The sequence below is a fragment of the Vibrio scophthalmi genome, assembly GCF_040869025.1.
Classification (GTDB): Bacteria; Pseudomonadota; Gammaproteobacteria; order Enterobacterales; family Vibrionaceae; genus Vibrio; species Vibrio scophthalmi.
Window position 1 is genome coordinate 2,407,125 of record NZ_CP134271.1, and the last position, 22,945, is coordinate 2,430,069.

The following is a 22,945-nucleotide window of genomic DNA, read 5'->3' on the forward strand; positions in this document are numbered from 1 at the left end:
AAGGCCCTGTATTAATTGGTTAATTTAGAATGCTATTTAAGTGTCGAATGAGTTTACTTAGCGACGTTACCTGCCACGTTTAGTGCATCCCACGTACGTGAGAAAGGTGGCGCGTAGCAGAAGTCCATGTAGCCGAGTTGTTCAGTGGTCATCTTGGCCACAATCGCGACTGCGAGTGCATTCACGCGACCCACCGCGCCTTTTTTACCGATGATTTCACCACCTAATAGAACGTGTGTCTCCGGGTGGTACACTAACTTAACCTTAATATCTTCTTGGTTCGGGTAGTAATCAGTTTGGTTTTTATCTGCAATCGTCGAGGCTTTGACGGCCATATTATGCTCTTTGGCCAACAGTTCAGAGACACCGGTACATGCGAGTTCGTAATCCAATACTTTTAAGCATGATGAGCCTAAGAAACCGGTCATATGGGTGTCTTTGCCTGCAAGGTTATCTGCCATCATACGAGCTTGTTTGTTGGCTGTTGTTGCCAGCGGCAAATACATTGAGTGACCAAGCGCCATATGATGAACAACCGCACAGTCACCGACTGCGTAGATGTGAGCATCTTCCGTCGCACCAAACTCATCGACAAGCAGTGCTCCGTTGGTCGCTTTAGCCAATTCGAATGCTTCTGTGTTTGGTCTAAAACCGAGTGATAGGAGTACGATATCCGCTTCAACATCACCATTGTCTGTTGATACGATATAACCGCCTTGTGGTGCATCAGCAATAGCGGAAACACTACAACCGGTTTTCAGATCGGCACCTGATTCACGAATAGCCTCTTCCACAACCGTGATCATTTCTGGGCTGAATTGGCGGCTCATGATGTGTTGTTCACGCTCAATGATGGTGACGTGTTTGTCCAGACCATGGGCTGCGTCAAAGACTTCAAGGCCAATAAAGCCTGCACCAATCACACAAACGCGCTGTTTGCTGCGGTCTTTAAAAGCTTCTTTAACCGCCAGGCCATCTTCTTGACTGGTAAGAGTGTAGACATGCTCTGGGTTGTATTCACCAAAAGCAGGTAGGATAGGACGAGCGCCAGTTGCGATAATCAGCAGATCGTAATCCAACACGCTTTCTGCTTCGTTATGGCGAAGCGTGATTTGTTTTTCAGTGCGATTCAACGCCACCATTTCGGTGTTAACGCGAACATCTAAACCTGATTGAATAGCTTGCTCAGGTGTACGAGAAATCATACGTTCCGTGTCATCAAACATGCCACCTGCAAAGTAAGGTAGGCCACAAGCGCCGAACGAAATGTAGTCGCGTTTTTCAATCACGATGACATCGCTTGATGGTTGATTTCTTTTGTATTTTGCAGCGAAGCTCATACCTGCGGCATTACCGCCAATGACAACAACTTTCATTTTAACTACCTAAATAACTGAAATTCTGAAAAACGAAAGAGCACCCAAAGTGGATGCTCTTTCTTAAACCAAGAGATTAAGCTGCCGCTTCGCTCTCTTTAGCGCTAACAGCGCCATTGTCTGAATTGTATTGCTCAAGATTGAGTGAGCCATTCTTCTTCGCGGTTAACACACCTGATAGCATTGAACCTGAGATGTTTAGCGCAGTACGTGCCATATCGATCAGAGCTTCAATTGAAACCAGAATCGCTACTACCGTGATGTCTAGACCCATGATAGTCAATACAGCCACTGCGGCAAACGTTGCACCGCCACCAACACCGGCGATACCGAATGAAGCAATTGCGATAACGGCAATCAGCTGCAGGATGAAACTCATATCAACTGGCATACCCATCACTTGTGCTGCCATGATAGCAAGCATTGCAGGGTAAATACCCGCACAACCGTTCTGACCGATACTGGTACCGAAGGTGGCAGACATGTTTGCGGTTTCTTCATCTACACCTAAACGTTGTGTTTGTGCTTCAACGTTAAGAGGGATAGCGGCCATGCTTGAACGAGAACCAAAGCCGAAGACTAATACAGGCCACGTTTTCTTCATGAATTTAGCTGGAGATAAGCCAAACATTGACACCATCACGAAATGGATAGCGAACATCACACCGATGGCTACATAGCTTGCAACTAGGAAGCGGCCCATTTCAGCTAAAGCGAACAAATCGTTGGTCATCATGAACGTCGTCATCAGAGCAAACACACCGTAAGGCGTTAGCTTTAGAATCTCACGAACCATTGAAAGAACCACTTCTTTAGCCGCGTTGATGAAATCAACAAAGTTTTGTACTTTTTCAGGCTTACGAGTTTTAACTTGTAGGATACAGTAACCAAGGAACATACCGAACAGAACGGTTGATAGCGTTGATGTACGCTGAGAACCGGTTAGCATGTCGAAGATGTTGGTTGGAATGATAGACAGAGCCATGCCTGATAGACCGCTGTTCGCCATCGCGTTTTGCGTTGCGATCAGTGAATCACCACGCGCTTCGATTGCGCTGTTAGTACCCATGGTGCTAACCAATGCGTTTGCATCGATACCAAATAGGTAAATGGCAGCAATACCAACGGCTGCTGAAATCGCACAAGTGAAAAGTAGAATACCAATGATTTTTGGTGCGATTCTAGACAGCGCGCCGCCACCTTCAACGTTCATGATTGAAGAGATCATTGCCACGAAAACAAGTGGAATAACGATCATTTGTAGCAGCTTGATGTAGCCTTTACCGAACACTGAAATTAGTTCAGCAAAACCACTAGTCGCGACGTTACCCACGCCGAAAACAAGTTGAATTGCGCCACCAAATAAAAGGCCGGCTGCAAGGGCGCTCAGTACGCGGAAGTTAAAACTTTTCTTCTGTTTTTTGAAGTTTGACAGTAAGGCGTAGAAGCCAAAAAACAGAACACTTAATCCAATAAACGAAACACTCATGAGAATCTCCTATTGATACCCATATTTTGCTGATAATGGTTATTTCTTGAAGGCAACTGCTTCAACTTCAACCAAAGCATCTTTTGGCAACCTTGCCGCTTCAACACAAGAGCGTGCAGGTGCATTCTCAGTGCCAAAAACCTCAGTGTATACTTCGTTAAACGCGGCAAAGTTTTCCATGTCAGATAGGAAGCAAGTTGTTTTTAACACGCTGTCTAGACCAGCGCCACTCGCTTCAAGCACCGCTTTCAAGTTCTCTAGAGACTGACGTGCTTGCTCCTTGATACCACCTTCAACAAATTGCATGGTTTCAGGCACAAGAGGAAGTTGACCTGAAGTAAACACCAAGTCGCTGTATGCGGTACCTTGAGAGTACGGGCCGATAGCCGCAGGGGCTTTTTCAGTCGCAATGATTTGTTTCACTATGTAACTCCTAAATGATTAACTTTTTTATGATTTGAATTCGCGAATAAATTTGTAAACAGCTTGGCGGCTAATGCCAAGTCGTTCGGATACTTGTGTGGTCGTCTCTTTAAGCTCAAAAATGCCATTGTCAAACAAGCAGCGAATGATCGCTTTGTTACGTCCCTTCATCGTAATGGACTCATCGAGTTCGACTTCCGCAATGGCAGTATCGAGTGCTTGGTTGATGACATCATTAGCATTGTTGCTGAAGTTCTCGTTCACTAAAGAGGCACCTGATTGTGGCAGTAAAGTTTTGACAATTTCAGGAAACGGATAAGACAAGTTCATGTTGATGCACAACATACCGATGGCTTTTTTATTTGGCCCCGCCAAGATGCAAGTTGTCGATTTCAGAAGAGATCCGTCGGTGGCATTAGTGAAATAACTTTTAGGTGATACTTCACCGGTTTGATCGAATGTGCGCCAAACCTTTAAACCTAAATCGGTAACAGGTGAGCCAATTTTGCGTCCGGTGTGGTGACCATTGACGATTTTAACCACGGAATGATCCACGCTTTCAAAGGAGTGGATAACCACTTCACAATGGGCGCCAATTAAATCTGCGATGGTGTCAGCTACGCGAAAGTAGTTGTTGAGGTACTCGCGATCTTCATCAGTAAATCGAACTTGTTTTACATTCATGGTCTGGGTTTACAAAATTAAACTTTATGCAGCTAAGCTAACTCTTTAGTGGTAATTCGGCAATAGCAGTAAACTTTTGTAAACTGAAAATTAAGTGTCCTAGGTCACTTAAAATGGGCGCAAATGGGTGGCTGGTGTGATTGTTTTTCGAACGATATCACTATTTTTCATTGGTGTTGGTTGAATTTTTTAAACTAAATCATAGTTTAAAAAAGTAGCACTAAAGTGAGAGGTTTCTACTTATTTTATGATCTTCAGCAAGTTTGAAAGTTTGGCTTATCGCGCCTATAAATCGTTGCTTACCATAAAGGAAGACATTCCTCTTATTAGACCATCACTTAAAATTGCCTTGGACTGGCTGTGCTTTTTACAACAGAGCTATGAGCTCTGGTTGGTAAAGTCTCCGAGTCTTGTGATTGGTTCAAATAGCAAAAAGCCCGCTAATTGCTTAGCGGGCTTTTCTAAATGTGGCGGAGAGATAGGGATTTGAACCCTAGGTGGGCTATAAACCCACGCCGGTTTTCAAGACCGGTGCTTTAAACCACTCAGCCATCTCTCCGTTGAGACGCATAATATATAGGTCGGAGATCCTTGTAAACCCCTAAATTGATTGTTTGCCTTGTTTTTGAGCGATTTAACGGTTTTATTTTTTATTTGCTTGTTTTGTGTTCTATATGTTTGATTTTGAAATAAAAACAAGCCTATTTGCTGAACAGATAGTGTTATGGATGAAGCTGGTTAGTTCTCTGATTTCTGGATTTATTAGGCTCAGGAGCAATCGTTATGGGGAGTCGTCCGGCTGACAAGTTATTGAGATTCGACTAGTGGTGTTTTTAGGACGAGCAGAAAACAAAAAAAGAGAGCCGAAGCTCTCTTTTTAAAGGTGTATGGTCGGACTGAGAGGATTTGAACCTCCGACCCCCGACACCCCATGACGGTGCGCTACCAAGCTGCGCTACAGTCCGATTGCTTCAATTTAACGAGTCGGTCTGCTGGCGTCAATATAACGAACTGATTTATTTGCTTTTTGTGTAAAAGCGCTGCAATTCGGTCAAGCCTTGCATCAGTACAGGTAGTGCGGGATTTTCATCACGTAAGCGCTGGTAGTTCGCATCATAGAGCTTATAGTTACCAAACTTATCGATCACAGTGGTGTTGCTGTTGGTGATCAGCGCGAGTTCGTGATGATCGCCTGCTAGAATCCACTTACGTGAACGTTCATCAAACAGATTGCGACCACTGCTGTAATCTGACGGATTAGATGAAACGCCCAGTAAATCTTGCAGTAATGTGACAGATAAATCTAGGTGACTGGTTCGGTGGTTATACTGGCCAGCAACTTTACCTGGCCAATGAATCACCATCGGCACTTCAAGTTGGTATTGGCTGTAGTTAGAGCCTGCACCCCAGCTATTTGAGCCCGTCTCATTAAACTCAGTACCATGGTTTGACGTCACGATAATTACGGTTGAATCAGATAGCTTTAGCTCTTCAATTTTTGCATACAGCGTCGCTAATTCTTGATCTGCGATGCTAACAGATTGCGTATAGCTGGCACTGAGTGATTCACTCGCGTTACCAGCAGAGTGCGAATAATCATTAAAGTTATCGAGCGTGGTGAGCTCAATAAAGCTAAACCAAGGCTGGCCATCTTGCACTTGCACCCAATCGGCCCAAGCATTGATTGCTAACATGTCAGAAGATTTTGCCTTAGCCGTTTCAATCGATTGCAGTTCAAGACCATTAAAGACGATATCTTTGTACAGTGGGTCTTCAAAGTTATCACCACTAAAGAGACCAAATTGATAGTCTTGATCTTGCAGAGTTGACAATACGATTGGCAGTGACGCTTGTTCTTTAATGCTGCTTGCGTAACTCGTTGGCAAGCCGTAGAGCAAGCCAAAAACACCATTGCTATCGTTGCTTGAACTGAAATGATTATTGAAGCTCAAGTTATCTAAGGAATATTGGAAAGTATTAGGCATGGCCGAAGCATTTAACGCATCAGCACGCAAATTGTTGACGCTTACAACCAGTACATTAAGTGGGTTGGCGCGGCGACTAAATTCGATTTGTTCTAGTGGGTAGCGAACCAATTCTGACTCACCCAAGCTCTCAGCGCGTCGCTTGAGGTACTCTTCTCGATCAAGTAGGCCATGTTTTTCCATAAAGGATTTCGCCGTCATTGGGTATGACAACGGGAAATTCGCCTGTTGAGAGGTGATTGGGGTGTAGAAATGCGCATCCGCCCACGAGTAGATCAGGTGGCTTGAGGTAAAGCAGATGAAAAATATCGCAGCAATCGGGCGTCCGACATGCTTGTGCGATAGTTTACGTTGCTTACGCCACACCCATTCAGATAGCGCCAACTCAACTAAGAAAATCAGCGGTAATACAACGAATAGATGCTGTAAATCGGCACTTACGGTACCACTGTTTTCAGAAAATAGGACTTCCCATACTACGGGAGTAAGGTGAAGATTAATGGTTTGATAGGCTTGCGTGTCAATAAGCAGCAGCGTCAAGCCTATAGTCACCAAACAGACCGACACTAAGCGAAATAGCTTACGTGACGGAATGATGAACGTCAGTGGAAATAGAACCAGCAGATAAAGCGCGAACACCAAGAAGCCAAAATGGCCAACCCAGGAAGCCGCGAGGTAAAACTGACCGAGTAGTGTCTCAGGCCACGGAGATTGAGTGATGTATCGGGTACCGACAAGCATGGCTGCGATAATATTGAAAAACGCAAACCAATGGCCCCAACCAACCAAACGCGAAACGCGCTCTCCGTATGTATTTCCGTTATCTACCATGTACTGTTCTAAATTCCGGTTCTAATTAGTGTGCTTTGTCGTCAATTGAAGACAACAATGCTTGAGCAAATTTTTCAGCAATTGCTTTGCGTTGACCTTGGCCAACACGTTCATTGATTACGTTTGTTGCAATGTTACCAGCGATCATTAATGATAAATCTGGACCAGCACCGTGCTTAGCTAGCACAGCCGCAACTTCGGTCAAAATGTTTTCAAATTTTTCGTCGCTGTATTTAGATGTAATCGGCATAAAGACTCTAATGAAGAATAGTAAAGCGGCTTATGATAACCTACAATGCCGAGCAACTGAATCCTAGAACGACGATAAATTTCATCATGAGCCTCTATCTTTCTAACGTTATCCTACATCAACTGCAAAAAAACGAATCCGAAGAACTGGTGGTTAACTTCCGCGCAGACGCGTTGGCGAACGATACCTCTAGTGAAAACCTTGTTGCTGAGCTGCATCGTGTATTTAACTCGAAAGCAGGTAAAGGTTTCGGTTCCTTTAAATCAGACAGCGAATTTCAAGTCTGGTTGCAAGAACTTCGCAAGCAAGATCGAAATTTTTATGATTTCTCACAAGTTAGCGCAAATCGTCTTAAAGATGAATTGTCTAAGTACCCATTTGCAGACGAAGGTATCTTAGTTTTTGCTGAATATCAGTCATTGGCGACGGATTATTTATTTGTCGGTATTATTCCTTCAAACCACAGTTTGAAAGTAACAGAAGGCCTAGATATTAGTGCAACAGACTATCTTGACCTTTCAAAAATGGATATCGCCGCACGCATTGATCTGTCGAGCTTTGAAACAGATCAAGATTCAAATCGTTACTTAACTTACATCAAAGGTCGTGTTGGCCGTAAAGTGGCTGATTTTTTCCTCGACTTCCTACAAGCCGATATCGGTCTTGATACTAAGCAGCAAAACCAAGTATTGATGCAAGCGGTAGAAGATTTTTGTACTGATTCTAAATTAGAAAAATCAGATGCAAACAGCTATAAAAAACAAGTGTTTGATTACTGCAGTGGCCAACTTAAATCTGGCGATGAAGTGCAAATCAAAGAGTTGTCTGGTGAATTACCACCTGCAGAAGATGGCTCAAGCTTCTTACAGTTTACTCAAGATCACGGTTATGAGCTGGAAGAGAGCTTCCCTGCCGATCGCTCAACCGTACGCAAACTCACTAAATACGTGGGTGCCGGCGGTGGTATTAACATGAGCTTCGATAGCATGCTTTTAGGTGAGCGCGTATTTTATGATCCAGAAACGGATACACTGACCATTAAAGGCACACCGCCAAATCTACGTGATCAGCTGACACGTAAATGATAAATCGTTTTATATAATGATTATTTAGCCTCGCCTCTCATGCGGGGCTTTTTATTACCTAAGGGTTTTTGCCTACCTTTGTACTTGTTACATTTCTTATCGATAACCTGCGCTTGGCGACATTTTGTCCGTCCTAACCTGCATTACGGCCACTTTGCGTATATTCTTGTATTTTAGAGAATTAACCATGTGTAGGTGGACATGCAAAAAAGACAACTGATGCTTGGCTGGGGATTAATTCTAATTTGGGCCATTGCGCTCACCGCTTTAGTGGTGAACTACCATAAAACGGAAGCAAAGATGGTCAAGGTTGCCCAACTGGGTGACAGTATTGAAGAGTTCCGCAGTCGGCTCTTTTTCGACGCCCCTTATCGCGTCAATCTTGTCGAGCAGCAGGTCAACAATCTGAATAAGATTGAACAGCTGCACCAGCAATTATCGCAAGCGTCAGCCAAAGAATGGTTCAATCCAGATGTCCAACAATTGTTGTTTACTACGGAATGGTTTGTTGAACAAAGTCATGCTTTTATCAATACAGAGCTCGCCTTGGTTGATTTGATTACTCAGGTGCAAGCAAAGCGTCTTGCCTATGCAGAGCAATCAGATCTTGAGTCGTATTACTACCGTTTAAGTGCTTATGTTTTTGAGGCTCTCTTTTCTGATGCCTCCCAAGCTTCCGTTGCCTATCGCGACCTAGATAATTTGTACACCCAATCCTTGTCATTAGCGGCAGAAGATAAGCAGCAACTGCAAGTTATCTTAGCCAATACCTCTCAGGTCATGGGCAGCTATGCGCAAGGATCGTATTTGGTCTCTCAACTGGTAAGTCACTCCGTGCATAATGAAGTGACCGCGATCGGTGACCAATATCATTTGTTACTGGAAAAACATTTCATCATCGGCGCACTGCTGAGTGGCAGTGTGATGCTGCTATTAATGGCACTGTGGTATCGCAGCTTTACTTTGTTTGCCGCACAAGTCGTATCGTCATCATCGCTTAATTCGCAGACGGAGTCGCAAACACAAACTCGTCGCACTCAAGTCTCGCCACAAAAACAACAAACAGAGTCGATGACATCATCTCAATTGGAAGAGCAAGCGCCTTCCGTCGCTATCAAGCCAGAGCAAGCCAATATTGTTAATTTTGTGGCCAGTAATGGCGAGCAAGAGCCGCAATCTATCTCACAGAGTGAACCTGCAGGGGTTGAAAGCCAAATTAATTTTCCATTGATGCTGGACTCATTAGGCGATGATCGTGAATCACTCTGTATGTTGTTGGAGGTGTTCGTTGAAGATCATCAGCGCGATGTCGCCGAAATAACCCGCTTACTCAGTGATGCACCAGAGGAAGCGATTCGCAAAGCACACAGCCTTAAAGGAGTGGGTGGCAATCTTGGTGCCGATCGTTTACGCGATATTGCTGGTAAGGTAGAAGAGGCGATTCAAAAAGACAGCACTCAGGTCGCCGAGCTATTAGTGACATTGGATGTCTATTTGAGCCAAGCGATTAAAGAAGCAAAGGGATTTCTGACGGAAGAAGCGTGAGTCTGACAGCAATATTGAAATATCGTACGTTATTCTCTCATTCGTTGATAAATAACTCAGTGATTTAAAGGTACTCTGACTTAAACTTAAGCAAACTGATGTATAAACAGGCTTATGTCACCATCAATAAGCCTTTGAACGGGTTTACTTAATTCGGTTGGCATTGTTCAAAGTTAGATAAAGTAGTTGTAGGTGACAGTATGTTTCTCCGTCGATGTTTATTAGGCGCATTTTTATCGCTCACGGTAACGCTTTCCGGGTGTTCATTATTGGAAGTCAAAATTGACAGCCAAACCGTTCCATTGACCCAGCAAGAGCTCAATATGCGTATCATGACGCGTGAATATGCTCAGCAATTCTTTGCCCAAGTTGAGCAAGCGGCAGATGTACTGCATAAACAGTATGAACCTAAAGATCAGCTCTATCAGTCTTATATCTTGTTATGGAAAATCAACGCTGAAGAAGGTTTGCAAGCAGCTGCTTACCAAGTCTCGCCAATGGCAGGGCTAATTGATACATGGGTATTTACCCATCAAATGAATCAATTTTTCGCGCAAGGTGGGGGAAAAGACCTGTTTATTGGTGATGAAGCGAAACAAGTCTCAGCGCATCTTGCCAAAGAGATTGATAAGCTCGCCAAAGCACTGCTCAAACCGAGCGTGTATGCGCAATCAAATGAGTTTGTTACCCAGTTTGTGGCGACTTACCCCTTCGCCGATCTTAGCTTAATTCGTACGCCCGCTTATCGCGCATGGCTCGAGGCCAATAACATCAGTGAAGAAGAAGCGGTCACGACGTTGGGCACAATGCCTGAAGCGATAGGGGATGTTTCTGATCGCCTTAGCTTAGTCTCTGAGCAAACACCGAAAATCATGACGTGGAAAGCGCAATTACTGGCGTTAAATAGCACGGCCAGTATTGAGCAGGTTAATCAAGCTTTAGATAGTTTAAAAGTGACGTCAGATGCACTGAACGATTTTATCCAAAACAACCCCGAGTACATGAGCGATTTAGCTGAGCAGATGGCATTGCAATTGCAGCCGCTCGTGGAAGACATTGATCAAAAAACCGAGGCTAGATTGGCGCAATTGAGTGTTGAGCGCCAAGCGTTAGAGGCGATGGTAGCAAGAGAGCGGCAAGAAGTAGCGCTAATTATTAGCCATGAGCGAGAGAAGTTTGCTCAAGATTTAGACCACGTTTCACAACAGGTGGTGAACCTTGCGATGGATAAACTTATCGAGTTAATCAAAAGCACCATCCTTTACTTTGTGCTGTTTATTGGCGTAATTTTCTTTGCCCCACTGGGTCTAGGCTATCTGCTGGGTAAACGATCTGCTGTCAAAGCAAAGCAGTAAATAAGTCGCTAACAGGCGATTGTGGGATAACAAAAAAGAGCGCCTAGGCGCTCTTTTTTCATCGGTAACGGAAAGGTTAGGCGTTTTGCTGCTGCAAGCCGCTTTCTTCTTCCTCGCTTGCTTGTGCAGTTGGTTCGCATTTATCCACGAACAAGCCTAAGTACGAGGTCACGATGGTCACGATAATACAAACGAAGCTGAGCCACATAAATGGCGCATAAGAGAGGGTTGCGACGCCCAGAATACTTGCCATATAAATGCCATTATCACTCCATGGCACCATGCCCGAGGTTAATGTACCGCCAAATTCCGCGTTACGTGAAAGGTTCTTACGTTTATAGCCCAGACGGTCGTAATTTTTGGCGCAAATTTTTGGCGTAAGGATAAGCGACACGTACATTGCAGAGCCAAAGACGTTACCCATAAACGCGGTAGCAATGGTCGAGGTAGCTAAAGAGCCGGCGCTGTTTACACGACGTTCAAACATTTTCGCCACCGTTTCTAGTACGCCTACTTTATCTAGTAAGCCACCAAAACCTAAACCAAACACGATAACCGCAACCGACCCCAGCATTGAAGACATGCCACCACGGTTTAAGATTGAATCGATGAAGTCTACGCCCGATAAAATCGAGTACGGTTCCCATGCGGTTTGAAATGCAGTTAGGAAATTCACATCTTGGATCATCACTGCCCAAACAATACCCAGTAAAGAACCAAAGCTGATCACTGGGAATGAAGGCATGCGCATGGCGAGTAAAGCTAAGACAATAACGACCGGAACAAACGAGAATGGCGTGATGTAGAACTGTTGATCCATCGCGGCAATCACACCGTCTACTTGTGACATGTCGATGTTACCCGCGTAGTGGAAGCCGAACAGTGTAAACAGAATACCAGTGATGATGTAGCTGATAAGCGCGATAGGTAGCATGCCTTTAATGTGCTCGACCACTTCAACGTTTGACATTGAAGAAGCTAAAATCACGGAATCAGACAGCGGTGACATCTTATCGCCAAAGTAACAACCAGAAAGGATAGCACCCGCCGTAATCGGTGCAGGTACGCCAAGCCCTTGGCCAATTCCCATCATCGCAATACCCGCAGTACCAGCCGCTCCCCAAGAGGTGCCCGTGGCCAAAGCGGTTAGAGAACAGATCACCATGGTAGCGAGTAGAAAAATAGAAGGATGGATCGCTTTTAGGCCATAGTAAATGATGGTCGGTACGATACCGCCAGAAATCCAAGTTCCGACGAGTGCACCAACGGCGAGTAGGATCAGTACCGCGCCTAAACCATTAGAAATGCCATTTAGAGCCGCTTGTTCTAGCTCTTTGTATTTATGCCCAAGTCGTAAGCCCAATACGATAATAATGAACCAGCCAATATACAGCGCAAGCTGAATAGGCAAATTGAACTTGGCGGTAAACGAAAATGCCATTAGTAGGAATAAACCAAGAGAAACAATTACTTGTGTCAAACTTGGTAGGCGAAGTGTACGTTGCGTCATCGCGAGCCTCTTAGCTATTTAATACCGTTCATCACAAAACACAGCAAACCAGACAAAAATTTAGGGCAAACAGACACCGAGGCCAAGATTTTAACTTGGTCGTAATCGTGTGATTGCGTAAAGGTTGTGGGTTCGATTTGCTTACAGAATGATTCTGTTTGCGCTAAGTGATTGATACGAGTGTTAACTCCTTTTTGATAGCACGGACTTTACCCTAAATAGACGAATATATCGAGTGTGTTTCATTTATGTATTGTATCTAGCTCAATATGGGGGTCTTTTTAGTTAAATATTTTATATAATGTTAACCCTGTGATGCGTTAACTTTTTTGTGGTGTGATCTTTATGTGTTACAGATGTAACGTGTGTTTTTTACTAGGCGAGCGGTTGAGTGGGCGGAAGGAAGCTGTCAATTCATACTATAAATGACCGTTTTATGGTTAAATTGTAGAAATAATCGTAAAAGTTGTAGCAAAGAATGATTTTTCACTTGAGATTTTTGTTTGAAAATTGAAATATGGACAAAGAGAAGTTTTTGAGAAATACCCATTTTAAAGAATACATGGAGAGTAGATGATGAGAGTAGGTTTAGTTGGTTGGCGTGGCATGGTTGGTTCTGTGCTAATGCAACGCATGGTTGAAGAAGGTGACTTCAATTTCATTGAGCCGGTATTTTACAGTACATCGCAAATTGGCATTCCGGCACCTGTTTTTGCCAATAAAGATGCAGGAAATCTGCAAGATGCCTTCGATATCGAAAGTTTAAAGCAGCTAGATGCCATTATCACCTGTCAAGGTGGTGGTTATACCGAGCAAGTGTACCCAGCACTTCGCCAAGCGGGTTGGAAAGGCTACTGGATTGATGCCGCTTCAACGCTACGTATGGCATCTGATTCGATTATCACTCTTGATCCTGTCAACCACGCACAGATCCAACAAGGTATTCTCGGCGGCACCAACACCTTTGTTGGTGGTAACTGTACCGTGAGCTTGATGCTGATGGGCCTTGGTGGTCTGTTTGAAAAAGGGTTGGTTGAATGGACTAGCGCGATGACGTATCAAGCAGCTTCTGGCGCGGGTGCACAAAACATGCGTGAGCTCATTTCACAAATGGGTGTGGTGAACGACGCCGTCAGCTCACAGCTTGCAAATCCAGCCAGCTCAATTCTTGATATTGACCAAAAAGTGGCCGACACCATGCGCAGTGGCTCTTTCCCAACCGATAAGTTCGGTGTGCCACTGGCAGGCTCTTTGATCCCGTGGATCGATGTGAAGCGTGATAATGGTCAGAGCAAAGAAGAGTGGAAAGCGGGTGTTGAAGCGAACAAGATTTTAGGCTTCCAAAATGCACCAGTGCCAATTGACGGTACATGTGTGCGCATCGGTGCAATGCGTTGTCACTCTCAAGCGCTCACCATTAAGCTGAAGCAAAATGTGCCAATGGATGAGATTGAAGAAATCATCGCAACTCATAACGATTGGGTTAAAGTGATCCCGAACGAGCGAGACATTACAGCACAAGAGCTGACCCCGGCAAAAGTGACGGGCACACTGTCTGTTCCTGTAGGCCGTTTACGTAAAATGGCGATGGGTGATGACTTCCTAAATGCCTTTACTGTTGGTGACCAACTACTGTGGGGTGCTGCAGAACCACTACGTCGTACACTGCGTATCATTCTGGCAGAAAAACAATAATTCGTTATCACTTCCCGCAACAGGTCGTTGTTAGGGGCGAGTGAGTGACGCGTAACATCAAAGGCTACCATGGGGTAGCCTTTATTATTGGTGCTAGATAAAGAATAGATCGCTGAGCAAAGAGGTAATGGTTGTGGTAGTGCGTGATTTATCATCACATTAGGCGGCAACAACTCAATATTTAACCCGTTGCACTTGTTTTCACTACTACAGTAGTGCGGTTGGAAAGCAGAGTTTGCTATGATACGCACAGATCCCAGACAATGTGCTCGATATGCCAGTTTAGGATGACTGTGTATAGATAAAGCCAACGGATAACTTCAAACAATGATAATCAATAAACAAAGCTTAGAAGAACAAGCCACCGACTACCTTCGCGAGAAGATCGTGAACGGTGAAATGGAACAAGGCGAGAAAATTGTTGAAAGCACCCTAGCCAAGGATTTGGAGCTGTCACGCAGTACAGTTCGAATGGCGCTCAACACCTTGTCCCACGAAGGTCTTGTGGTGCAAAAGCCTTACGCTGGCTGGCATGTATTCATGCTTGATGAAGACGACTTATGGGAACTGTACAACCTACGAGTCGCGCTTGAAAGCCAAGCGGCGGCGATGGCGGCTGAAAAAGCTTCAGAGCAAGATAAGAAAGCCCTGAGTGAGCTGTTCCAAGAATATTGCGATTTATGTGCTTCTGCTCCTGATGATATTCAAGCAATCAGCCAAGCTGACTTTAAACTGCATCGTAAAATCATCGAGGTGAGTTGCAGTAAGCGCATGGAAAAAGCCTATGGTGAGATCGCTAACCAATTGCTGAGTTATTTAAGTATGACCCACATTGATTACGATTTGTCGCAAAGTGCGCTAAGTCATAAACCGATGATCGATGCGATCTGTAACGGTAATGCGGAACTGGCGTGGCAAGAAGCTAAAGCTAATATCACACCAGTAACCCCACTTTGTGAGTCGATCAAAAATAACCAAGCATAATTGATCGTAGTCGGTGTTATACCTATCCTCAATACCCGCCACTGAGCGGGTATTTTCATATCCAGTCTAGTGGCGAACGATTTAGATTCTGACTTGCGCTAACAAATCAATGACATGCCGCTGACTTAGCTCCTTTACCGTAACTCCGCTTGGTAAAAGGGGATCAACGATGAAGCGAACGAAACAAGGTTTTACACTGATTGAATTGGTGGTGGTGATGGTTATCTTGGCGATTTTGGCTGTGGTGGCGATGCCTAAATTCATCAATCTTAAAGACAGTGCTAATACCTCTGCTCTGCAAGGTGTATCGGCAGTGGTGCGTGATGCAGTGGAACTTGCTCATAGTAAGGCAGTGGTATTGGATAAACAGAACGAAGCGTATTATGCCATTGACGGGGCGGGCTCGATCCAATTTGGCTATCCCGCGGTGAACAAGCAAGGTTTAGTTGAATTTCTTACTTTAGATGAAGGCTATCATGATCTGAGTAAAGAATGGGTTTGGGCGGCACGAAATAATGGCTCGTTGACCACCCCTGATTATTGGATCGTAACGCGTTCGAGCTATTTGCGCGGATACACAGGCAGTGATTTTAATGGTGAGATTGAAGCGACTCAGTGCTATGTCAAATACACAACTGCAATGCAGGTCGGTGATGAGTATGCCATTGAAACAGTGACGGATGGTTGTTAGTCCGTCACGACTAAGTGTGCTCTAAGATATCAAGACCACCAACTAAATCCGACCAACGAAAAGGGTGTCAAACGACACCCTTTTTGATATTTCAATTAACAATCTTGTACTGATCAATCGAGCTCAGACCCTTGTGTGACCATACGAGCATCGGGTTCAGCCAACTCCCCGCCACAAAACTTACAGTACATCGCATCAGACTCATGTCCAGACTTTGAACAGTTTGGGCATTTAACCAATGTTCGGTGAGACTTCATCTCTTGATTTAATTCAGCCGTAATGATCCCGGTAGGCACGGCAAGAATGGAATAACCCAATAGCATGGTAATTGATGCAATACCTTTCCCTAATGCTGTTTGCGGCACGAGATCACCGTAGCCAACCGTTGTAATGGTGACGATCGCCCAATAAATGCTTTGCGGTATGCTAGTAAATCCATTGATAGGCCCTTCAATAACATAAATCAACGAGCCTAAAATCGTGACTAAAATCGCTACCGTGGTAAAGAAGATGAAAATCTTGCGTTTTGCCATCAAAAGCGAGCGCAACAAGATATTGGAATCTTGTAAATAACGCACCAACTTCAGCACGCGGAAAATGCGCATTACACGCAGTAAACGCACCACACCCATAAATGACACTGCAGGGAAGAATATCGCCAGATAGGTTGGCAGAATCGCGAGCAGATCGATCACACCATAAAAGCTGGTGGCATACGCTTTGGGTTTAGGCGAACAATAGAGCCTGAGGATGTACTCAAGGGTAAACAAGGCAGTAAAGGCGTACTCACAATAACGTAGCTCGGTACTCCACTCGGTCATGACTGAAGGTAATGACTCTAATACCAGAACCACCAATGAAATTAAGATTGCAATGATCAAACTAATATCAAAGGCACGGCCCGCTTTGGTATGGGTGCCGAAAATAATGACGTAGAGATGATGCTTTAAAGAAGTCTTTGGCATGATGTGTCATCGTTAAAAATCAGATGCCACATCATACCAGAAAGGGAAGGGGAGGCTAACCAGCGATCAAAGGAGTATTAACCGACTAAGGCTGGAAAAAGGCCACGTAAGCCATTCGCAATAAACTCAATACCAAGAGCACCTAAGATCAAACCCATGATACGGGTGATAACGTTAATGCCTGTTTGGCCAAGGAAGCGAACAAGCAGTGGGGCTGAGCGGAATAATAACCATGAGCAAAAGCAGAAAGCGATGATGGTGAGAATAATCCCCATAGTGTCGAACATGCTTGGGTAACGTGCGCCATAAACAATCGTTGAACTGATCGCACCTGGGCCCGCCATTAGCGGCATAGCCAGTGGCACAACGCCAACTTGTTCGCGAGTGACTGACTCGGTCTTCTCTTGTTTGTTTTGTTTATCTTCACCCAACTTACCGCTCATCATCGAAAATGCGATGCTAAGAAGCAGCAAGCCACCCGCAACGCGGAATGAGTCGAGTGAAATACTGAACATATCTAACAGCACTTGTCCTGCTAATAAAGAGACGATCAAAATAACGACAACTGCAACGTTTGCAGTGAGGGCTGTCTTTTTCTTTTCCTCCAACGTCATATGACCAGTGAGAGAAACGAACACCGGCATGATGCCAATAGGGTTAACAGCGGCCACAAGGCCTAAAAAGAACTGAAGAAATATCGCAAGCTCGATAGTTTGCATAATAGTGACTCACGCGTTGACGGAATGAAAAAGTTAATGGGGTAATTTCGCGCATAATGTAGTTCATTACGTAAGAGTAAACGAATGAAAAAATCTAACGTATAAAGGCCACTACGAGTGAGAAAATCTTATTATTGACGGTTTTGTGAACGGCATTGGAACGATTTGTTACACCATAGGCGTGGAATGTAAGGTTTCAAATTTCATAAACGTTAACATTCGCACATTTTCAACAAAAGATATGTGTAGTTGTAGAGAGATAATGGGATTTGGATATACTCTCAGTAGCACGTGAAACCGCGCTTACAAGAGACGTTTTTGTATAAAAATGAAACTTTTTTACAGAATTTTGAAAGTTTTTGAGCTTTTGTTGTTTAAGTGCGGTTTTTTTGAACATTGATGGTTCAGGGTTATATTTCTTTTAAATCAGTGTGTTAAGGTTGTTTTTCTTAGGTGGGTACCACTAAGGGAGTAATTAATTTTTCAGAACTGATCTGAGTCAATTTTTTTCATACTCTGAAATATTATACTCAGCCCTGAAAGCAATTTACTAAGAGTGTTGTTAGTTAAGCCGCTAAACAGTGTGAAAGCGAGCCAACAACGAGCTTAATAAAAAGTTTTTAATATTTGTTAATTTTAGGAGATTCCCTATGCCTGTAACTAATTTGGCTGAACTAGATGCTCTAGTAGCTCGCGTAAAAGCAGCTCAAGAAGAATTTGCTACGTTCTCTCAAGAGAAAGTAGACGCGATTTTCCGCGCAGCATCTCTAGCAGCTAACCATGCTCGTATCCCGCTAGCACAACAAGCGGTTGCTGAGTCTGGTATGGGTATTGTTGAAGATAAAGTAATCAAGAACCACTTTGCGTCTGAGTTCATTTACAACAAGTACAAAGACGAAAAAACCTGTGGCATCCTTGAAGAAGATGACAACCTAGGCACAATGACTATCGCTGAGCCTGTAGGTATCATCTGTGGTATCGTTCCAACAACCAACCCAACTTCTACAGCGATCTTTAAATCTCTGATCTCTCTGAAGACTCGTAACGGTATCATCTTCTCACCACACCCACGTGCTAAAAACTCTACTAACGACGCAGCTAAACTTGTTCTAGATGCAGCAGTAGCAGCGGGCGCACCAAAAGACATCATCGGTTGGATTGACCAACCTTCAGTTGAGCTATCAAACGCTCTTATGAAGCACGATGGTATCGCTCTTATCCTTGCGACTGGTGGTCCAGGCATGGTTAAAGCGGCTTACTCTTCTGGTAAACCAGCAATCGGCGTAGGTGCAGGTAACGTTCCTGTAGTTATCGATGAAACAGCAGACGTTAAACGTGCTGTAGCATCTATCCTTATGTCTAAAACATTCGATAACGGCGTAGTTTGTGCTTCTGAGCAAGCAGTTATCGTAATGGATGAAGTATATGACGAAGTGAAAGAGCGTTTCGCTTCTCACAAAGGTCACGTACTAAGCAAAGCAGACGCAGATAAGGTACGTAAAGTGCTTCTTATCGATGGCGCACTAAATGCGAAAATCGTAGGTCAACCTGCAGTAGCAATCGCTGAAATGGCGGGTGTTAAAGTGCCAGCTGATACTAAGATTCTAGTGGGTGAAGGCCTAGGTGAAGTATCTTACGATGACGAATTCGCTCACGAGAAACTATCTCCAACTCTTGGTATGTTCCGTGCGTCTTCATTCGAAAACGCCGTTGCTCAAGCAGTAACAATGGTAGAAATCGGTGGTATCGGCCATACATCTGGTCTTTACACTAACCAAGACGTGAACGCAGACCGCATCCGTTACTTCGGTGACAAGATGAAGACTGCACGTATTCTTATCAACATCCCAACAACTCACGGCGGTATCGGTGACCTGTACAACTTCAACGTTGCACCATCACTAACGCTAGGTTGTGGTTCATGGGGTGGTAACTCTATCTCTGAAAACGTTGGTCCTAAGCACCTAATCAACAAGAAAACTGTTGCGAAGCGAGCTGAAAATATGTTGTGGCACAAACTACCGAAATCAATCTACTTCCGTCGTGGTAGCCTTCCAATCGCTCTTGGCGACCTAGAAGGTAAGAAACGCGCGTTCCTAGTAACTGACCGTTTCCTATTCAACAACGGTTACGCTGATGACGTAGTAAGCCTACTAAAAGCTCAAGGTATCGAAGTTCAAACATTCTTTGATGTAGAAGCGGATCCAACTCTATCTGTAGTAGAGAAAGGTGCTGAAGCAATGAAGAGCTTCCAACCTGACGTAATCCTTGCTCTAGGTGGCGGTTCTCCAATGGACGCAGCTAAGATCATGTGGGTTATGTACGAGCACCCAGAAACTCACTTTGAAGAACTAGCAATGCGCTTTATGGACATCCGTAAACGTATCTACAAGTTCCCTAAAATGGGTCAAAAAGCTGAGCTTGTATGTATCACTACAACTTCAGGTACGGGTTCAGAAGTTACTCCATTCGCTGTTGTTACAGACGACAAGACTGGTGCTAAGTACCCACTAGCTGACTACGAAATCACGCCAAACATGGCTATCGTTGATGCGAACCTAGTAATGAACATGCCTAAGTCGCTAACAGCGTTCGGTGGTTACGATGCAGTAACTCACGCTCTAGAAGCTTACGTATCAGTTCTTGCGAACGAATACTCTGATGGTCAAGCTCTGCAAGCTCTTAAGATGCTTAAAGAATACCTACCATCAAGCTACAAAAATGGTTCTGCTGACCCAATCGCTCGTGAGAAAGTGCACAACGCAGCAACTATCGCTGGTATGGCATTTGCGAACGCATTCCTAGGTGTTTGTCACTCAATGGCACACAAACTAGGTGCTGAGTTCCACCTACCACACGGTCTTGCTAACGCACTACTTATCTCTAACGTTGTACGTTACAACGCGAACGATAACCCAACTAAACAAACTGCGTTCTCTCAATACGACCGTCCACAAGCACGTCGTCGTTACGCTGAAGTTGCTGACCATCTAGGCCTAAGCCAAGCTGGTGACCGTACTGCTCAGAAGATTGAACGTCTACTAACTTGGTTAGAAGAGCTTAAAGTTGATTTGGATATCCCACTATCAATCCAAGCTGCAGGTGTTAACGAAGCTGACTTTATCGCGAAACTTGAAGAGCTATCAGTAGAAGCGTTCGATGACCAATGTACTGGTGCGAACCCTCGTTACCCACTAATCAGCGAGCTAAAAGAAGTTCTAACTGCTTCTTACTTTGGCACTGCATTTGTTGAAGGCGAAACTTTCGAAGGTACAACTGTTATCAAGAAGAAAGCTGACCAAGAAGCAAAACCAGCTAAAGCTAAGAAAGAAAAAGCGGGCGCTTAATTTAAGTCCCAGCTATGAGTTAGGTTTTCGCTAGCACGAAATCTACTTTATCGGAAAAGTGCAAAGCCCCTGTCGAAAGACAGGGGCTTTTTTCTTTAGAACGGATTGAGAGCGCTGCGCTTTGAGAGTGGAGAAGTAGAGAATTGAGAAACGAGAGCAAAGAGCCGAGAGATCCCCGACTCGGTCGTTCCTCCCTCTCGAGGATGACGAAATCGGGCGGGTGGTTTGCCTCGCGACAAAGTTTGGGTTTGCGCTCTCGCCTCTCGCATCCTGCTTTTCTCTCGTCTCGCTTCTCGGAGCGCAGCGTCCTGCTTTTTGTTCGTCTCGACTCTCGCGTCCCGCACTTCTCTCATAGCCATAACCCTTCGGTCATTCCATAGAGCGCGTAGCGCGAGTAGGGAATCTGCTTTTGTGCGGTGAAGTTGTAGATCCCCGACTCGGTCGTTCCTCCCTCCCGAGGATTACGAAATCGTGCGGGTGGTGTGTCTCGCGGCAAAGCTTAGCTGTACGCGCTCATATCTCGCTTCTTTCTTTTCGTCTCATCTCGCTTCTAGGAGCGCAGCGTCCTGCTCTTTTTCCGTCTCGCCTCTCGGAGCGCAGCGTCGCGTTCTTCTCTCACCTCTCGTGGCTATAACCCTTCGGTCATTCCATAGAGCGCGTAGCGTGAGTAGGGAATCTGCTTCTGTGCGGTGAAGTTGCAGATCCCCGACTCGGTCGTTCCTCTCTCTCGAGGATGACGGCATTGGGTGAGCGGTTTGTCTTGCGGCAACGCTTAGGTTTTCGCTCTCGCCTCTCGTTTCTTTCTTTTTGTCTCGCCTCTAAACTCTCGGAGCGCAGCGTTCTCTTCGCTCTCGCTTCTCGCTCGCACAAAAAAGCCGATGCGTTGGCATCGGCTCTTTAATTCGCGGAGAAGCGTTTACTTCTCTTCGTCTGGCAACTTGACGTTGAGCTCTAACACAGAGATATCGTCGTCTTTGTGTTCAAACGTCAGATCAACCATTGAAGGATCAACGGCAACGTATTTACTGATCACTTTTAGAATGTCTTCTTTAAGTTGCGGTAAGTATGACGGTGCCGGATCATCATGGCTGCGACGCTCAGCAACGATGATTTGCAAACGCTCTTTGGCTAAGTTTGCAGAATTCTTTTTTTGTGGACGGAAAAATTCCAATAATGACATGCCGTGTTAGCCCCCAAATAGTCGTTTGAAAATCCCTTTCTTCTGCTCAGTTAGGAAGCGGAAGTCAATTTGATCACCCAATAGACGATCAACGGTATCTGCATAAGCTTGGCCTGCATCAGACTGATCGTCAAAAATTACTGGTACACCTTTGTTTGATGCATTCAGTACTGCTTGGCTTTCTGGAATAACACCCAGTAGAGAAATGTGTAGGATCTCTTCTACATCTTCAACACTTAGCATTTCGCCTTGGTTTACACGTGCAGGGTTGTAACGAGTCAGCAGAAGGTGTTGCTTAACAGGCTCTAAACCTTGTTCTGCGCGAACTGATTTAGAATCTAGAATGCCAAGAATACGGTCTGAATCGCGTACAGAAGAGACTTCAGGGTTAGTGGTCACAATCGCTTCATCTGCGAAGTACAGTGCCATCAACGCGCCTTGCTCGATGCCTGCTGGTGAATCACAGATAACAAAGTCAAAGCCCATTTCGTCTAACTCATCAAGAACACGTTTTACGCCTTCTTTGGTTAGCGCATCTTTATCACGAGTTTGAGAAGCCGGCAGAATGAACAGGTTATCAGTGCGCTTATCTTTGATCATCGCTTGGTTTAGCGTTGCTTCACCATTGATGACGTTAACAAAGTCGTACACCACGCGGCGCTCACAACCCATGATAAGATCAAGGTTACGTAGACCGATATCAAAATCGATCACCGCAGTTTTTTTCCCTTTTAGCGCAAGGCCTGAGGCAATCGCAGCGCTGGAGGTTGTTTTACCCACACCACCTTTACCTGACGTGACGACAATAATGCGTGCCATTCTTTATTCCTT

The 22,945-nt window shown here is 44.7% G+C and carries 18 protein-coding genes and 2 tRNA genes; 7 read left to right on the top strand and 13 right to left on the bottom strand.

All coding sequences use genetic code 11. The features are described from left to right. Positions 1-53: 53 nt before the first annotated feature. From RJD38_RS11105 to RJD38_RS11140, 8 genes are all read right to left on the bottom strand, one after another. Positions 54-1,376, bottom strand: coding sequence for a CoA-disulfide reductase (locus RJD38_RS11105; RefSeq protein WP_065545562.1), 1,323 nt, complete (start codon positions 1,374-1,376; stop codon positions 54-56). Positions 1,377-1,452: 76 nt separating this feature from the next. Next, positions 1,453-2,865 (bottom strand): cation:dicarboxylate symporter family transporter, encoded by a 1,413-nt coding sequence (locus RJD38_RS11110; protein ID WP_065545561.1) that lies wholly within the window; start codon positions 2,863-2,865, stop codon positions 1,453-1,455. A gap of 39 nt (positions 2,866-2,904) precedes the next feature. After that, entirely contained in the window at positions 2,905-3,288 is a 384-nt protein-coding gene (locus tag RJD38_RS11115) for a RidA family protein (RefSeq protein ID WP_005593941.1), read from the bottom strand. Between the two features lie 27 nt (positions 3,289-3,315). Next, a complete protein-coding gene (locus tag RJD38_RS11120) occupies positions 3,316-3,972 on the bottom strand; it encodes a helix-turn-helix transcriptional regulator (RefSeq protein WP_065545560.1) in 657 nt (218 codons plus the stop codon). A gap of 468 nt (positions 3,973-4,440) precedes the next feature. After that, positions 4,441-4,531: transfer RNA gene (locus RJD38_RS11125), tRNA-Ser, on the bottom strand. Between the two features lie 329 nt (positions 4,532-4,860). Beyond that, positions 4,861-4,937: transfer RNA gene (locus RJD38_RS11130), tRNA-Pro, on the bottom strand. Between the two features lie 51 nt (positions 4,938-4,988). Then, positions 4,989-6,788, bottom strand: coding sequence for a DUF3413 domain-containing protein (locus RJD38_RS11135; RefSeq protein ID WP_005593943.1), 1,800 nt, complete (start codon positions 6,786-6,788; stop codon positions 4,989-4,991). 25 nt (positions 6,789-6,813) lie between these two features. Beyond that, complete coding sequence (locus RJD38_RS11140; RefSeq protein WP_005593944.1) at positions 6,814-7,038, bottom strand: YejL family protein; 225 nt, start codon at positions 7,036-7,038, stop codon at positions 6,814-6,816. 86 nt (positions 7,039-7,124) lie between these two features. On the opposite strand from RJD38_RS11140, the gene yejK reads away from it, so the two are divergent. From yejK to RJD38_RS11155, 3 genes are all read left to right on the top strand, one after another. After that, a complete protein-coding gene (yejK, locus tag RJD38_RS11145) occupies positions 7,125-8,123 on the top strand; it encodes a nucleoid-associated protein YejK (protein WP_005593945.1) in 999 nt (332 codons plus the stop codon). Positions 8,124-8,324: 201 nt separating this feature from the next. After that, positions 8,325-9,668, top strand: a complete 1,344-nt coding sequence (locus RJD38_RS11150; RefSeq protein ID WP_005593946.1) for an Hpt domain-containing protein — start codon at positions 8,325-8,327, stop codon at positions 9,666-9,668. 200 nt (positions 9,669-9,868) lie between these two features. Beyond that, entirely contained in the window at positions 9,869-11,023 is a 1,155-nt protein-coding gene (locus RJD38_RS11155) for a chemotaxis protein (protein ID WP_065545559.1), read from the top strand. Positions 11,024-11,099: 76 nt separating this feature from the next. On the opposite strand, the gene nhaC is transcribed toward RJD38_RS11155, so the two are convergent. After that, positions 11,100-12,533 carry a Na+/H+ antiporter NhaC gene (gene nhaC / locus RJD38_RS11160; protein WP_005593949.1) on the bottom strand — a complete coding sequence of 478 codons (1,434 nt, stop codon included), beginning with the start codon at positions 12,531-12,533 and terminating at the stop codon, positions 11,100-11,102. A gap of 576 nt (positions 12,534-13,109) precedes the next feature. Here nhaC and asd point away from each other — a divergent pair. The 3 genes from asd (at position 13,110) to RJD38_RS11175 (ending at position 15,903) form a co-directional block, all read left to right on the top strand. Beyond that, positions 13,110-14,228 (top strand): aspartate-semialdehyde dehydrogenase, encoded by a 1,119-nt coding sequence (gene asd / locus RJD38_RS11165; RefSeq protein WP_005593950.1) that lies wholly within the window; start codon positions 13,110-13,112, stop codon positions 14,226-14,228. Positions 14,229-14,555: 327 nt separating this feature from the next. Further along, complete coding sequence (locus tag RJD38_RS11170; protein WP_005593951.1) at positions 14,556-15,212, top strand: GntR family transcriptional regulator; 657 nt, start codon at positions 14,556-14,558, stop codon at positions 15,210-15,212. Between the two features lie 169 nt (positions 15,213-15,381). Beyond that, positions 15,382-15,903 (top strand): type II secretion system protein, encoded by a 522-nt coding sequence (locus RJD38_RS11175; RefSeq protein WP_065545558.1) that lies wholly within the window; start codon positions 15,382-15,384, stop codon positions 15,901-15,903. Positions 15,904-16,016: 113 nt separating this feature from the next. On the opposite strand, the gene RJD38_RS11180 is transcribed toward RJD38_RS11175, so the two are convergent. Then, on the bottom strand, positions 16,017-16,868 hold the full coding sequence (locus tag RJD38_RS11180; RefSeq protein WP_005593960.1) for an ion transporter: 852 nt from the start codon (positions 16,866-16,868) through the stop codon (positions 16,017-16,019). A 77-nt stretch (positions 16,869-16,945) separates the two neighbouring features. Next, positions 16,946-17,587, bottom strand: a complete 642-nt coding sequence (locus tag RJD38_RS11185) for a YchE family NAAT transporter (protein WP_005593959.1) — start codon at positions 17,585-17,587, stop codon at positions 16,946-16,948. Positions 17,588-18,237: 650 nt separating this feature from the next. Here RJD38_RS11185 and adhE point away from each other — a divergent pair. After that, positions 18,238-20,934 carry a bifunctional acetaldehyde-CoA/alcohol dehydrogenase gene (gene adhE, locus RJD38_RS11190; RefSeq protein WP_005593958.1) on the top strand — a complete coding sequence of 899 codons (2,697 nt, stop codon included), beginning with the start codon at positions 18,238-18,240 and terminating at the stop codon, positions 20,932-20,934. A 916-nt stretch (positions 20,935-21,850) separates the two neighbouring features. On the opposite strand, the gene minE is transcribed toward adhE, so the two are convergent. Both minE and minD read right to left on the bottom strand, forming a co-directional pair. After that, entirely contained in the window at positions 21,851-22,114 is a 264-nt protein-coding gene (gene minE / locus RJD38_RS11195; protein ID WP_005593259.1) for a cell division topological specificity factor MinE, read from the bottom strand. Between the two features lie 6 nt (positions 22,115-22,120). Continuing rightward, on the bottom strand, positions 22,121-22,933 hold the full coding sequence (minD, locus tag RJD38_RS11200) for a septum site-determining protein MinD (protein ID WP_009387670.1): 813 nt from the start codon (positions 22,931-22,933) through the stop codon (positions 22,121-22,123). Positions 22,934-22,945: the final 12 nt, after the last annotated feature.

Bases quoted from the DNA above. Each gene is read 5' to 3' on its own strand.
- RJD38_RS11105 (WP_065545562.1), bottom strand. From the start codon at position 1,376: ATGAAAGTTGTTGTCATTGGCGGTAATGCCGCAGGTATGAGCTTCGCT.
- RJD38_RS11110 (WP_065545561.1), bottom strand. From the start codon at position 2,865: ATGAGTGTTTCGTTTATTGGATTAAGTGTTCTGTTTTTTGGCTTCTAC.
- RJD38_RS11120 (WP_065545560.1), bottom strand. From the start codon at position 3,972: ATGAATGTAAAACAAGTTCGATTTACTGATGAAGATCGCGAGTACCTC.
- RJD38_RS11135 (WP_005593943.1), bottom strand. From the start codon at position 6,788: ATGGTAGATAACGGAAATACATACGGAGAGCGCGTTTCGCGTTTGGTT.
- RJD38_RS11140 (WP_005593944.1), bottom strand. From the start codon at position 7,038: ATGCCGATTACATCTAAATACAGCGACGAAAAATTTGAAAACATTTTG.
- yejK (WP_005593945.1), top strand. From the start codon at position 7,125: ATGAGCCTCTATCTTTCTAACGTTATCCTACATCAACTGCAAAAAAAC.
- RJD38_RS11150 (WP_005593946.1), top strand. From the start codon at position 8,325: ATGCAAAAAAGACAACTGATGCTTGGCTGGGGATTAATTCTAATTTGG.
- RJD38_RS11155 (WP_065545559.1), top strand. From the start codon at position 9,869: ATGTTTCTCCGTCGATGTTTATTAGGCGCATTTTTATCGCTCACGGTA.
- nhaC (WP_005593949.1), bottom strand. From the start codon at position 12,533: ATGACGCAACGTACACTTCGCCTACCAAGTTTGACACAAGTAATTGTT.
- asd (WP_005593950.1), top strand. From the start codon at position 13,110: ATGAGAGTAGGTTTAGTTGGTTGGCGTGGCATGGTTGGTTCTGTGCTA.
- RJD38_RS11170 (WP_005593951.1), top strand. From the start codon at position 14,556: ATGATAATCAATAAACAAAGCTTAGAAGAACAAGCCACCGACTACCTT.
- RJD38_RS11175 (WP_065545558.1), top strand. From the start codon at position 15,382: ATGAAGCGAACGAAACAAGGTTTTACACTGATTGAATTGGTGGTGGTG.
- RJD38_RS11180 (WP_005593960.1), bottom strand. From the start codon at position 16,868: ATGCCAAAGACTTCTTTAAAGCATCATCTCTACGTCATTATTTTCGGC.
- RJD38_RS11185 (WP_005593959.1), bottom strand. From the start codon at position 17,587: ATGCAAACTATCGAGCTTGCGATATTTCTTCAGTTCTTTTTAGGCCTT.
- adhE (WP_005593958.1), top strand. From the start codon at position 18,238: ATGCCTGTAACTAATTTGGCTGAACTAGATGCTCTAGTAGCTCGCGTA.
- minE (WP_005593259.1), bottom strand. From the start codon at position 22,114: ATGTCATTATTGGAATTTTTCCGTCCACAAAAAAAGAATTCTGCAAAC.
- minD (WP_009387670.1), bottom strand. From the start codon at position 22,933: ATGGCACGCATTATTGTCGTCACGTCAGGTAAAGGTGGTGTGGGTAAA.